The organism is Mycolicibacterium arseniciresistens, from assembly GCF_030519285.1.
Taxonomy (GTDB): Bacteria; Actinomycetota; Actinomycetes; order Mycobacteriales; family Mycobacteriaceae; genus Mycobacterium; species Mycobacterium arseniciresistens.
The window spans coordinates 25,483-38,832 of the sequence record NZ_JAUMSQ010000053.1; the positions used below are offsets into that span (position 1 = coordinate 25,483).

The window sequence follows — 13,350 nt, forward strand, 5'->3', positions numbered from 1 at the left end:
TCAGACCTTATTGCGCTTGACGTCCTTGAACGGCACACCGCGGTCGGCGGCCTGTTCCCGGGGGAAGCCGAGCACCCGTTCGCCGATGATGTTGCGGGCGATCTCGGTGGTCCCGCCGCCCAGCGAGGCGGTCTGCCGCGACAGGTAGCGGTCGCCGTAGCGGATCAGCCGGTCGCCCGCGTCGACCACGCCCGCCGCGCCGGAAAGCGCCACCGCCGTGTCGATCTCGAACTGGATCGACTCGGCGTGGGTGATCCGGATGATCGACCCGGCGGCCGGTGGCAGCGACCCGTCCAGCACACCGTGGTAGACGTGGTCGATCAGCTGCTCCTGCACCGCACGCCGCACCAGCGCCCGGCCGGCCATCTCGCGAGCGCGTTCGCTGTCGGCCTGGCCGGTCTCCGCCAGCAGTGCCCGGTAGTCGACCGGTTGATCGGTCACACCCTCCGGGCCGATGCCGCTGGCGAACTCCGAGCCACCGCCCACCGCGCGCCGCTCGTGGTAGAGCTGCCGGGAGGCGACCTCCCAGCCCTTGTTCACCTCGCCGACCACCGCGTCGTCGCCGAGTTCGAGGTTGTCGAAGAACTCCTCGCAGAACTCGTCACCACCGTCGACCTGCTTGATACGCCGCATCGTGATGCCCGGTGCGTCGAGCGGCACCATGAACATCGTCAGCCCTTCGTGTTTGGGCACGTTCCAGTCGGTGCGGGCCAGCAGCAGGCCGTAGTCGGCGGCGAAGGCGCTGGTGCTCCACGTCTTGGCGCCGTTGATCACCCAGGTGTCGCCCTTTCGGTCGGCCCGGGTGATCACCCCGGCGAGGTCGGATCCGCCGCTCGGTTCGGAGAGCAGCTGCACCAGGATCTCGTCACCGCGGATGGCCGCGGCGATGTGCTCGCTCTTCTGCTCTTCGGTGCCGGTGTCCAGGATCGTCGCCGCGCAGATGGTGAACGTCGGTGTGTTGAGGATGATCGGCAGCTCATAGTCCTTGGACACCGCGTCGAACGCCCGCTGATAGGCGATCGGGTAGCCAAGGCCGCCGTACTCACGGGGGAAGCAGATGCCGGCGAATCCGCCTACGTGCAGCTTCTTCTGGAGTTCCCGGGCCCGCAGCCACGGCGCCTCTTCGCCGCGGTCGGAGTCCGGCGGATTCGCCGGGTCGATGCGGGGCATGTTCTCGGCCAGCCACGCCTTCGCCCTGGCCTTGAAGTCCTCGACGGACTCGCCTGCCGCCGGGGCCGCCTGATCCTGCGATGCGGTCTCGGTCATGACGCGGACTCCAGTTCCTCGGACAGCGCGTACACGCGCAGGTTGTGGTCTTCGGGCGTACCGAGCATCGACCGGTACAGCGTGGCGCGGCGCAGGTACAGGTGCAGATCGTGCTCCCAGGTGACGCCGATGCCGCCGTGCAGCTGGACGGCGTGCTGGATCATCGGTGCGGCGTGCTCTCCGACATAGGATTTCGCGACGCTGACGGCGAACGCCGCGCCGGGGGAGCGGTCCGCCACCGCCGTGACGGCGGCGCGGGTGGCGGCGCGGCAGGCCTCGAGCCAGATCTTCAGGTCCGCGAAACGGTGCTTGAGCGCCTGGTAGGACGCCAGCGGCCGGCCGAAGGAATGCCGGTCGAAGGCCCACTGGATGGTGAAACCCACCACGGTGTCCAGGATTCCGACCACCTCGGCGCACTGCAGGATCTGCGCGACCTGAGCCTGCCGGCCGATCAGCGCTGCGGTGTCGGCCGTCGTCCCAACGGCCGCCGACTCGTCGACGACGACGCCGTCGAACTCGACCCGCGCGTAGCGCTTCACCAGGTCGACCGAACGCTGCTCGGTGATCGAGACACCGGCCGCGTCGGTCGGTACGAGGAACTGCCGCAGGTCGTCGCCGACGCGCGCCGTGACGAGCAGCACCGCGCTCTGGGCGCCCGCCTCCACCCGGTCCTTGACCCCGTCGATGCGGAAACCGCCGTCGGTCGGCGTCGCGGTCGCGTTGGCGTGCAACGGATTCCAGGAGCTACCGGGCTCGCAGACCGCCCACGACGCGACGGTCTCGCCGGAGACCAGCGCCTCGATCAGCTCGGCGTGCCGTTCGGAGTCGGACGCGTCGACCAGCCCGGCGAGCACCGTGCTGACCGGATGCAGCGGTCCCGGGGCGACGGTGCGGCCGATCTGTTCGGCGACCAGTGCGAGATCCTCGACACCGTTGCCCGACACGCTTCCGCCGCCGAGCTCTTCGGGGACGAGCAGGCTGGTCCAGCCGAGTTCGGCGGCGCGCCGCCACCACCCCGGGTCGAAGGAGGCGCCCTCGGCGTGCAGTTCCCGGACCCGGGTCAGCGACGCCTCCTTCTCCAGGAAGGCCTGCGCCGTCGAGGCGAACAGCATCTGTTCTGGACTTGCCACTTCGGTCATGAGATCCGTTCAGCCTTCGTGGGAGTGGGGGATGGCGGTGCTCAGCGCTCAGGTCAAGCGATGACGAGCGCGGGCACGTCGGGCTTGAACACCTTCTTGTTCGGCACCTTGAACAGGTCGACCAGGTTGCCGCCCATCACCTTCCGGATGCCCTCTTCGTCGAGGCCCTGCGCCTCCAGGTCGCCGACCAGATTGATCGGGTCTGCGAGCCCCTCGGGGTGGGGCCAGTCCGAGCCGAAGATGACGCGGTCGATGCCGCACAGTTCACCCATCTTCTTGAAGTCGTCCTCCCAGAACGGCGCCACGTACACGCCGCGCCGGAACGCCTGGATCGGGTCCTCAGGGAACTCCTGCGGCATCTTCGAGTAGACGTCCTTGAACTGGTAGAACAGGTACGGCACCCACGACGCGCCGTTCTCGACGGAGAGGATGCGCAGATCGGGGTTGCGGGTCAGTGCTCCGTGGCATACCAGCGCGGCCATGGTGTCCTCGATGGGCCGCTTGCCCATCGAGACCATGCGGAATGCGGTCGGCTTGAACGGCAGGTACTCGTCGGCGGGTTCCCAGTCGTTCAGGTACTCCGCGTAGCCGCTGTCGGAGGCGTGCATGCAGACCGGGATGCCGGCCTTGACGCAGGCGTCCCAGAACGGGTCGAACTCGGGCAGGCCCATCGACCGGGTGCCGCGGTAGCCGGGCACTGGGGCGGGGCGCACCAGGACGGTCTTGGCGCCGCGCTCCAGACACCACTCGAGTTCCTCGAGGGCCCGGTCGACGACGCTCAGGTTGATGACCGGCGTGGAGAAGATCCGGTCCTCGTAGTTGAACTGCCACGTCTCGTACATCCACTGGTTGAGTGCGTGGATGATGTCGAGGATTGCGTCCGGGTCGTCCTTGAGCCGCTCCTCGACGAGGCTGGCCAGGGTCGGGAACATGATCGTGTAGTCCAGGCCGAGGCCGTCGAGCACCTCGAGGCGGGCCTCGGGGTTGCGGAACGCGGGGATGGCCTTCATCGGCTTGCCCATGATCTCGCGGAAGCTCTTGCCGCCGCTGCCGTGCCGGAAGTACTCCTCCTGCGCACCGGGCTTGGCGACCACCTCGAACGTGGGGTTCGGGATGTAGTCGCTGATGTGGTTGCGCACGACGATCTTGGTACGGCCCTTGACGTCGATGTAGTCGATGATGCCCTTGCGCTTGTCCGGCAGGAACTGCGTCAGCGCTTCCTTGGGCTCGTAGAAGTGGTTGTCGGCGTCGAACACGGGATATGACAGATCGCGTGAGGGCATGTCCGCCTCCTGGAAGTCTTGTTGGCTGCAAGTGGTAATGAAGTTACCACTTTCGTGCGGGTGACGAAACCGGCCTCAGGTGTAACGCCGTCCGGTGGCTCATCCCGGATGCGCGAGCAGGCTGCGCGAGCAGAAGTCGAAGATGTGTCCGCCCTCGATCGGTACGCCGTTCAGCTCGGCGCCCAGCACCCGTAACCGCATGGCGCCCAACACGTTCTGCATGATCAGCGCCGCGGTGCTGTCGACGTCGACGTCGTCGCGGAACGTGCCATCGGCGATACCGCGGCCGATGATGTCGCCGATCAGCCGGTGCAGGGGCGACAGCACGCGGGCGTAGTCCTGCGGCAGGCTCTCGGAGAGATGGTCGTTGTAGAACGTCAGGCCGCGGTTCACCCGATCCTGGGTGCTGCTCTCGGCCGGGGTGCAGATTCCGTCGATCAGCACGCGAAGGGCTTCGACACCGCCAAGGCCGTCGGTTTGGGCGCGCCACTGCTGTGTCGACTCGGCCATGATCCGCTCGATGAGCGCCAGCAGGAGCTCATCCTTGGTGGAGAAGTGCTGGTAGAACGACCGCAGGGAGGTCTTGGACCGTTCCACCACCTCAAGCACCGTGAAGTCGGTGCGGCCCGTCTCGCCCAGGATGGTTAGCGCCGACTTCATGAACCGCGCGGCGCGCGCTTCGGAATCGACCCGGCCCGGGGTCACCGCCCTGCCGTTCGCGTTCGCCATGGGAGCACCTTCCCGTCCGGCTGCAGCTGCGAGAATGACGTTACCGCTTTTGTAGAGGCTCGTGCGCCTTCCGGCTACTGTGTTCCTCGCAGAAGACCGCCGAGCACCGACGAGACACGATTTGAACGAGGGGTCAGGACCTATGACGACGGAATCGACGGACTCCGCGCAGGCGCAGTGGACGATCGGGATGCTGCTCGATCTGTTCGACGCCGAACCGGCCGGGGACAACCGCTTCACCGTGCAGACCGGCATCGCCGGAGTCGACGAACGCCAGGTGGTGGAGGGAACCCAGGTCCTCGGCGCCGCGATCGTGGCTGCGGCCAAACGCTTCCCGGAGAAGTCGGTGCGTTCGGTGCACGCAGTATTCGCCCGTGCCGTGCTCGTCGGCCCGCCGGTTGAGCTCGAGATCGACGTGGTGGCCGAAGGCCGGTCGACGGCGACCGCCGTGGTGTCCGCGTCGCAGAACGGCAAGCGCGCCATCACGGTGACGGTGTTCACCGACGTGCCGTCGGGCGACGTCATCCGCCACCACCTGCCGCGCCCAGAGGTGGCGGGCCCCGACGACGCGAACGAATCCTCGATGCCGATGACGGGCCGGCAGGTGCGGCTGGTCGACGTGGTGGACGTCAACAGCCCCGACGAGGTCGGGCCGCCGGAGCTGTACGCCTGGCTGCACTACGACCCGGTGCCCGACCGCGACGATCTGGCCAAGGCGCTCATCGCGTATTTCACCGGCCACCTGGGCATTTCGACGACCATGCGGGCCCACGAGGGCATCGGCACCGCGCAGGCGCACCTGACGGTGTCGACCGCGCCGATGACCGCCACCGTCAGCTTCCACGAGCCGGTGCGCTGGGACGGGTGGCTGCTCTACTCCCATGAGAGCACCCAGGTGGGCGCGGGCATGTCCTACGTCCGCGGGGCCGTGCACACCGAGGCGGGCGAACTGCTGGCCTCCTTCAGTCAGGACGCGTTGATCCGCCCGCTGCGTACCACCGACACCGGTATCGCGGAGCACTCCAGGCTGTAGCCGCTGGCACCACTGCCGGACTTCCGGCACGCTGGATTCGGTGACTGACGGAGCAGACCTCGAACACCGCGTCGAAGCCCTTCTCGCCCGGCTGCCGATCGGCGAGAAGGTCGCTCTGATGTTCCACACCATGGCCGTCATCGGCGACCAGGGCGACGGCTTCGAGGGCCTGCCCTTGCCGTCCCTGCAGACCCTGCTCGACCTGGGCCTGACGCACTTCAACCTGCTGGGCCCCAGCCCGGACGGTCGCGACTTCGCCGACTGGGCCAACGGTGTGCAACGCCGGTCGTTGCAGCGGCCGCATCCGATACCGGTGACGTTCTCGACCGACCCCCGGCACCACTTCACCGACAACCCGCTCGCCCAGATGATGGCCGGGGCGTACTCCCGTTGGCCGGAACCCCTGGGGCTGGCGGCAATCGGGTCGGCGGAGCGGGTACGCGAGTTCGCCGACATCGCCCGGCAGGAGTACCTCGCGGTCGGGCTGCGTGTCGCCCTGCACCCGCAGATCGACCTGGCCACCGAGGCCCGCTGGCCGCGGATCAACGCGACGTTCGGCGAGGACGGCGACCTGACGTCACGGCTCGGCGCTGCGTATGTGGAAGGACTGCAGGGTGATTCGTTGAGCGCCGCGTCGGTGGCCGCGATGATCAAGCACTTCCCCGGCGGCGGGGCGCAGCGCGACGGCAACGACCCGCACTTCGCGTGGGGCCGGGAACAGGTCTACCCCGGCGGAGCGAGGGAGTACCACCTGCGTCCGTTCCGGTCCGCGCTGGCGGCCGGCGCGGCCGAGGTGATGCCCTACTACGGTATGCCGGTCGGAACCGACTGGGAGGAAGTCGGATTCGGATTCAACCGGTCGGTGATCACCGGTGTGTTGCGGGAGGAACTCGGGTTCGACGGTGTGGTGTGCACCGACTGGGGACTGATCACCGACAATCCCGGACTCGGCGACCTCGGCACGGCGCGGGCGTGGGGCGTCGAGCACCTCGACCGGCACAAGCGGATGCTCAAGGTGCTCGATGCCGGCGTCGACCAGTTCGGCGGCGAGCACTGCACCGACGTCCTGCTCGACCTCGTCGCCGACGGCCGTGTCAGCGAGGCCCGCATCGACGAATCGGCGCGCCGGCTACTGCGGGTCAAGTTCGCGCTCGGCCTCTTCGACGAGCCGTTCGTCGATCCCGAACACGCCGCAGTCACGGTCGGGCGTGCCGACTTCGTCGCCGCCGGGCGCCGTGCGCAGCAGGACGCGCTGACCCTGCTCACCAACGGCACGGCGGCGAACCCGTTGCTGCCGTTGCCACCCGGCATCCGGCTCTATGCCCCGGAGTTGTCGCCCGACGACGTCGCGGGCCGCGCCACCCTGGTCGACGATCCGAAGCAGGCCGACGTCGCGCTGCTGCGGCTGGCCACGCCGTACCGGCCGGCCGCCCCAGGTATCGCGGCGATGTTCCACCACGGCTCACTGGAGTTCGCCGCCGAGGTGCTGCAGGAGGTCGGCGACGTGTGCGCCGCCGTGCCCACCATCATCGACGTCTATCTGGAGCGGCCCGCCGTGCTGACGCCGATCGTCGATTCGGCGGGTGCGATCATCGCGAACTTCGGTGTCGCCGCCGACGCGCTGGTCGAGGTGCTGTTCGGTGAGTCGGCGCCGCGCGGATCGCTGCCGTTCGACCTGCCGCGTTCGGACGCCGCGGTGGTGGCGAGCCGGTCGGACGTCGCGTTCGACACAGCCGACCCGGTGTTCCGGTTCGGCCACGGCCTGCGGTATCGGTGAGCGGCAGGGACTAGACGACAGAGGCGCCGTCCGAGGCGGCTGCCACCACCCACACGACACTCTCGAAGGTGAGGGCGTCGAGGTCGATCACGTTGGTGGTGACATAACCCGTGCCGTCCGGCCCGAACGTGACAGCGCTCTGCGGTGAACCTTCGAGCCTGACTGTGTGATGGCCGTCGGCCGTGAACACCAGGACATCGGTGTTGCCGCCGTCGTCGACTTCGATCGTCTGATAGACGGTCCCGTCGGGGCCCACGACGATGGCGCCATACGGAGTGCCCTCGATCGGCACCGTGGTGACGACTCCGCCGGCATCGATCCTCGCCAGGGAGTAGTCGTAGTCATCGCCTCCGAGAGCCACCCGGGTGGTCTGGTAGACGGTGCCGTCCGGCATGACCCTGGTGTCGAGGGAGTCGCCGTTGAACTCAAAGGTCGAGAAGTCCGGAAGGATGACGAGGGTCTTGGGCCCTGTTGGAGTTGTCAGGTTCAGCTTGTAGTACGCGCCGCCGGGACCTTCAGAAACGGGCCCGAAGTTCGGCTGCGGCTCGCCTGCGAGGGTGCGGGTCGTGTGGGTCATGCCGCCGGGTTCGACGATCGTCAGAAAATAGTCGTATGTGCCGACTCCGGCATAGACCGACGTCACCTGGTAAAGGGTTCCGTCCGCCGCGTACCACGCCTGGTATGGGTCGCCGGGTAGGTCGATCTCGGTGAGGGTGCCGTCGGGACGAATCACCGCCAGCGCGTGGTCGCCGGGCAACGGTAGAAGGTCTGTTCTGCTATAGGCGGTTCCGTCGGGTGCCACGTCGATCCCGCGATCGAACCGTGACGGCAGTGCCACGGTGGTCGACGTGCCGTCGGAACGGATGATCGTCACCTCGTTCCCGGAACCCGACTCTGTCAACACATAAGCGGGCCCGCTGCTTCCGATCTGAACAGATCCGGACACGCCGTCGGGTAGCTCGACGACCGTGGTGTTCGTCCTGGCCGGGTTGATGACACTGACAAGCTGCTGGGTGGCGGAGTGGCTTCGAACGTACGCCGTCCCATCGGCGGTGAACGTCGGCGCGGCGTCCACGTCACCGAGCACGCTCACTGTGCGGGCGTTGTCACTCCAGGGATCGAACACGAAGTCGGTGTGGGTCCCTGGCTCCTCGCCCGGATTGGCCGTCCGTATCGCCGTCAGGTAGACGGTGCCGTCGGGTGCGGTGTTCACGCCGTTGACAGGCACACCGTCGGCAGTCAGATAGGGGGTCAGATCACCTGCGGGACCGATGATGACCACCTCCCGAGGTGAATTCTCTTTGGAGATACCGAGATACGCGGTGCCGTCCGGCATGAACCGGACCGACGAGGGGATGCCCTCGATGGGAATCGTCTCGGCGTCGCCATCGGGGCTGATCACCACAACGGCGTTGTTCGTCGTCGTATATAGGCCGGAGCTGACGGATTGGTATGCGGTGCCGTCAGGCCCGAACACGACGCGGCCGGCGGGCTTCTCGAAGAGCTCGATGGAATCGGAGGCCCCGGTGTCAGGGTCGATCACCGTGATGAAATAGCGGGGATCGTCGAAGCCCAATCTGGTGGTCTGGTAGACCTTCCCGCCCGGCCCGTACACGGTCGAATCGGGCGCATCGTTCGTCGCCGTGTCGTCCCCGAGTACCGTGCCCTTCGGCGTCAGGCCGGTGATGGGGTCGAGCACCGACCAGTAGTGAGTGTCGACGCGGTCGTTGAAGGTGTTGAAGGGAACGGTCTCGGTGTGCACCCACACGGTTCCGTCCGGGCCGACTTGCACACCCCCGTAACCCTCCTGGATGAATTCGCGTTTGGTGCCTGTGACGGGATCGATCACGGTCACCGTCGTCACGTAGGTGTCGGTCGCCGTGTCGCGGACGTAGGAGCTCTGGTAGACATTGCCGTCGGAATCGAAGCCGATTTCCCCAGCAGGCGTTCCCGTGATCGGAATCGTCGCGGTGGTGAGATCGGGCCGGATCACCGTCACCGACATGCCGGTGATCGCACTGGTCTGCGGGTCGAGCGTTGCGACAGGCTGGTAAATCGTGCCGTCCGGCCCGAAGACCATGGCGCCGAACGGGATCCCGGGCTGCGGTGTCGTCACCGTCGGAGTGGGGCTGTTCGGGCGGATGACGGCGACCGCGTATTCGAAGGTATTGCTGTCCAGGTTCGGGACGAGGACCGTCTGGTACCGCGTGCCATCCGGTCCGAATCGGACAGCGCCGACCGCCAGGCCCTCCACCGATGGGAATGCCGCAACCTCGGCCGCGCTGACCGGTGCCCGGACGGTGATCGGAGCTGTGGTCGACTCTCCATCGGTGGCGGTGACGGTGAAGCTCACGACGTCGACACCGTCGGTGGCGAACGCTCGCACCCGGGTCTCCGGCGTCGGGACGAACGTCCACTTCCCGGTGTCCTCATCGAGGACGACGACACCGTATTTCGGATCCGGAACAGTCACCAGCGCATAGGTCAGGTCGTCTCCGTCGGCGTCGTCGACATTCACCGAGCCCTTCACGACGCCATAGGCGGGATCGATGCTGTCGACGGTGAAGGGCTGGTCGTCCACGACCGGCGCATCGTTCGTGTCGGTGATGTCGACAGAGACGAGGACGCTGTCGGTGTGGGCGCCGCGGGGATTGAACAGGCTGGCCAGCCCGTGCAGGTGGAATCCGGTGCCTGCATCGGAGGCGGTGAGGGTGAAGCGGTCGGTGCCCTGGTAGCCGGGGTCGGGGGTGTAGGTGACGGTGCTGACGCCTGCCGCGTTCTTGGAGATGACGACGGTGCCGTTGGTGGGACCACCTACCGCGCCGCGAGCCGGTGCGGTGTAGGTGATCGGGTCGCCGTCGGCGTCGGTGGCGGGCAGTCCGGTGATGACCTCCGGCTCGCCTTGCTCGGTGACCAGACCGATTGTCTCGGTGGGAAATTGCGGCGCCTTGTTGAAGAAGGTGTGTTCGATCTCGCGGCGGATCAGTGCCAGCACCCCGAGCAGGGTCTGTGGTGCCAGTGGCTGCACCGGGTTGGTGGCCGCTGAGCCGGGGGTGATGCCGATCGCGGCGAGCAGTCCGGACACGATCCGCGCGACCGGCCCCTGAGCGACGGGGGCCAGCGCCGTGGTGGCGGGGGTGTCCTGCACCGCGGTGGTGGTCTGCGTGCGCAGCGCCGTGACGGCGTCGACGCCCTGGCTGCGCAATGTGTCTGCTGCGCCGCTCAGCGCGGTGGCCACCCGGCCGGCGTCGGTGCCCACCGTCGCGGTCGCGGACTCGACAAGACCACGTACTTGGTCGGCGGTACTACGCGGATTCAGCGCGCCGAAAAGGGTTTGCTGCGCAACGATCGGACCGGTGGCCGATGGCTTGGCCTGCGGCGCAACAGTAGGATTCGCCGCAGCTGGGGGGGACGGCTGCCAGGCCCCGGTGGCCGGCTTGACCCCGTTGAACGCCTGGGTCAGGCGATCGGTCCACTGGGTGACCACATCGGTGATCGACGGCACCGAGGCCGTCGCCGTCGCGGGCGCCGGAGCCCCGGTGGCGGCGGCATCGTCAGGTGTTGCGGCGATGGCCTTCTTTCGTTCCGTGGCGGGCCCGGTGAAGTCGTTGGTGCGCAGCGTGAACCGGGGGAGGCGCACGCCGGTGCGGTGCCACGCCGGACCCAGCACCCGCTTGGGCGTCGTGGTCTGCGATTCATCCCCATCGGTGGCCGCGGTCTTCGACGAGTCGGCCCCGGCCGGGCCCGAGCCGTCGTTGTCATCGCTGTTGGTGGTGTCGGTGTCATTGCCGCCCGAGGTGTCGGAGTTGGAGGTGTCTCCGCCGCCGGCACCGTCACCGTGTTCCGCCCACGCCACACCACTGCCGCCGGCTGCGACCGCGACACCGACGCCCAGTGCGATCGCCAGCGCACCGACCCGACCCACAAACCGGCCGCACCCCGACGACGCCGACGCGCTGGCAGTTCGTCGCTCGTCTCCGTCCCGCGTCGACTCGTGGCGTGTCGAAGAGTGACGAGCTGTCATTGCGGCCGGCCTTTCAGAAGTGATCCACAAGCCGCGTCATTCTCAGGAAGCTCTCAGCGGCATCAGCCGAACACTAGGCTCGCCATGGGCGGCAGCAAACCGCTTTCACGGGCTCGCAGCGCTACAGCTTGCTTGTGCAATGAAAGCTCAAAGCCTGATCGCTCAGGTCGGTCTATCGGCGTGACCGCAGCTCAAGGACTGATCTTGGCCACCGCCGATGATGATTCGTCCCTTTGCTGCATTCCATCATCTGGAGCAGCCCCTGGACGGGCGGGCAATGATCATGAATGGTCATCGGCAACTCCGCGTGATATTCGCCGAGGTTCAGTTGAGAACGCAATCGTCGGATCCGTCGGGAGCGGCAGGCCTCAGCGTCCCGCGACGTCGACGTCGTACGCGTGGTGCGCGACGTCGTGCAGATGGTAGACGGCGATGGAAGCGACGGTGAATTCACTTCCGTTGCTGCGTAGTCCGCGACGCGACCAAGCGTCCGGCGGGACTGCGGCGTAGGTGTCGGCGACGGTGATCGCGGCGTCGAAGAGCTCACCGGCCACCACGGCCGGGCTCTGCGCGGCATAGTCGTCGTCGCGCGCGGTCTGGTCCTGGTCCCAGTTGGGGAACAGCGGCTCGGTCTGGGTGAGCATGGACTGCACGCGGGTGTGGAAGATCCGGTGGACGTCGCGCACGTGACAGCCGTACTCGAGGGTGGACCACACCGCGGGTCTGCGCCGGATCGCCGCGTCGGCCGCACCCAGCCGGCGCAGCCAGTCGTCGGCGTCCGACCGGATGCGGTCGGCGACGTCGAGATGCGAGACGGCGCCGGCGTCGAACCCGCATTCCGGGCAGGGCTGCGACAGCACCCAGGTCCAGTCCTTGGTGTCGGGTTCGAGTGCGCCGTCAGCCATCGGCGAAGTCGCCTGACACCGCCGCGCTGAGCACGTCCAGCGGCAGACCGCCGAGATCGAGTGCGCGCCGGTGGAATTCCTTGAGGGCAACACCGCTGCCCAGCGTGGTGTCGCGCAGTTGCTGCCAGATCCGTTGACCTATCGCGTACGACGGCGCCTGTCCGGGCCAGCCCAGGTAGCGGTCGAGTTCGAAGCGCAGGTTCTCCTCGGCCATCGCGCTGTGGGACTGCAGGAAGTTCCACGCCCGCTCGGCGTCCCAGGTACCGCCGTCGGGTGCGGTCATTTCGCAGTGCACACCGATGTCGATGACGACGCGGGCGGCGCGGAACCGTTGCGCGTCGAGCATGCCCATCCGGTTGCCGTCGTCGTCGAGCCAGCCGAGTTCTGCCATCAGCCGTTCGGCGTAGAGCGCCCACCCCTCGCCGTGGCCCGAGACCCAGCAGCCCAGCCTGCGCCAGCGGTTGAGCCTGTCGGCCAGCACCACCGCTCGACCGATCTGCAGGTGATGCCCCGGCACGCCCTCGTGGAAGACGGTCGTCGTCTCCTGCCAGGTGTGGAACACGTCCACCCCGTGCGGGACGGACCACCACATCCGGCCCGGCCGGCTCAGGTCCTCCGAGGGCCCGGTGTAGTAGATGCCACCGGTGTGCGTCGGTGCGATCCGGCACTCAAGGTTGCGCAGCGCCGGGTCGATCTCGAAATGGGTGCCCGCCAGCGACTCGACCGCCCGGTCGGAGAGGTCCTGCATCCACGCCTGCAGCGCGTCGGTGCCGTGCACCACGTACCGCGGCTCGTGTTCGAGCTGCCGAAGCGCGCCGGCGACCGACGACCCGGGGTAGAGCCGGTCGGCGATCGACTTCTGTTCGGTCACAATGCCGTCGAGCAGCGCGAGGCCCCACTCGTAGGTCTCGTCGAAGTCGACGGCCGCGCCGAGGAAGGACCGCGACCACAGCCGGTACCGGTCGCGGCCGACCGCGTCCTCCTGGTGAGCCTGCGGGGCGATGTCGTCGCCGAGCACCCTGGCCAGCTCGTGATAGGCGTTCGCGGCGTTGGCGGCCGCCTGCTGCAGGTCCTCGTGCAGCGCGGCGCTCTGCGGCGCCGCGCCCGCGACCATGTCGACCAGCAGGTGCTGGATCCCCGCGGCCTGTTCGATGCCCCGCGCCACCTGGCGCACCGCGGGCGCGCGGCCGCTCT

Annotated in this window: 9 protein-coding genes; 2 read left to right on the forward strand and 7 right to left on the reverse strand. The window is 68.0% G+C overall.

The window, feature by feature from the left end; translation table 11 throughout:
* From Q2100_RS10230 to Q2100_RS10245, 4 genes are all read right to left on the reverse strand, one after another.
* Positions 1–1,266, reverse strand: coding sequence for an acyl-CoA dehydrogenase family protein (locus Q2100_RS10230; protein WP_302913961.1), 1,266 nt, complete (start codon positions 1,264–1,266; stop codon positions 1–3).
* Positions 1,263–2,405 (reverse strand): acyl-CoA dehydrogenase family protein, encoded by a 1,143-nt coding sequence (locus tag Q2100_RS10235; protein WP_302913962.1) that lies wholly within the window; start codon positions 2,403–2,405, stop codon positions 1,263–1,265. The genes Q2100_RS10230 and Q2100_RS10235 overlap by 4 nt, the downstream gene beginning before the upstream one ends.
* A 53-nt stretch (positions 2,406–2,458) precedes the next feature.
* On the reverse strand, positions 2,459–3,688 hold the full coding sequence (locus Q2100_RS10240) for an amidohydrolase family protein (protein WP_302913963.1): 1,230 nt from the start codon (positions 3,686–3,688) through the stop codon (positions 2,459–2,461).
* Positions 3,689–3,787: 99 nt separating this feature from the next.
* Entirely contained in the window at positions 3,788–4,417 is a 630-nt protein-coding gene (locus Q2100_RS10245) for a TetR/AcrR family transcriptional regulator (protein WP_269894202.1), read from the reverse strand.
* Positions 4,418–4,559: 142 nt separating this feature from the next.
* On the opposite strand from Q2100_RS10245, the gene Q2100_RS10250 reads away from it, so the two are divergent.
* Positions 4,560–5,450, forward strand: a complete 891-nt coding sequence (locus tag Q2100_RS10250) for an acyl-CoA thioesterase (RefSeq protein ID WP_302913964.1) — start codon at positions 4,560–4,562, stop codon at positions 5,448–5,450.
* Positions 5,451–5,490: 40 nt separating this feature from the next.
* Positions 5,491–7,227, forward strand: coding sequence for a glycoside hydrolase family 3 protein (locus tag Q2100_RS10255; RefSeq protein ID WP_302913965.1), 1,737 nt, complete (start codon positions 5,491–5,493; stop codon positions 7,225–7,227).
* A 10-nt stretch (positions 7,228–7,237) separates the two neighbouring features.
* Here Q2100_RS10255 and Q2100_RS10260 read toward each other — a convergent pair whose 3' ends face one another.
* The 3 genes from Q2100_RS10260 to Q2100_RS10270 all read right to left on the reverse strand — a co-directional run.
* A complete protein-coding gene (locus tag Q2100_RS10260) occupies positions 7,238–11,152 on the reverse strand; it encodes an Ig-like domain-containing protein (RefSeq protein ID WP_302913966.1) in 3,915 nt (1,304 codons plus the stop codon).
* Positions 11,153–11,619: 467 nt separating this feature from the next.
* Entirely contained in the window at positions 11,620–12,156 is a 537-nt protein-coding gene (locus Q2100_RS10265) for a DinB family protein (RefSeq protein ID WP_302913967.1), read from the reverse strand.
* Positions 12,149–13,350, reverse strand: a 1,202-nt coding sequence (locus Q2100_RS10270; RefSeq protein WP_302913968.1) for a DUF885 domain-containing protein, incomplete at its 5' end; no start/stop codon positions are given. The genes Q2100_RS10270 and Q2100_RS10265, both read right to left, overlap by 8 nt.

Coding starts and splice junctions, on each gene's coding strand:
- Q2100_RS10230 (WP_302913961.1), bottom strand. CDS start 1,266: ATGACCGAGACCGCATCGCAGGATCAGGCGGCCCCGGCGGCAGGCGAG.
- Q2100_RS10235 (WP_302913962.1), bottom strand. CDS start 2,405: ATGACCGAAGTGGCAAGTCCAGAACAGATGCTGTTCGCCTCGACGGCG.
- Q2100_RS10240 (WP_302913963.1), bottom strand. CDS start 3,688: ATGCCCTCACGCGATCTGTCATATCCCGTGTTCGACGCCGACAACCAC.
- Q2100_RS10245 (WP_269894202.1), bottom strand. CDS start 4,417: ATGGCGAACGCGAACGGCAGGGCGGTGACCCCGGGCCGGGTCGATTCC.
- Q2100_RS10250 (WP_302913964.1), top strand. CDS start 4,560: ATGACGACGGAATCGACGGACTCCGCGCAGGCGCAGTGGACGATCGGG.
- Q2100_RS10265 (WP_302913967.1), bottom strand. CDS start 12,156: ATGGCTGACGGCGCACTCGAACCCGACACCAAGGACTGGACCTGGGTG.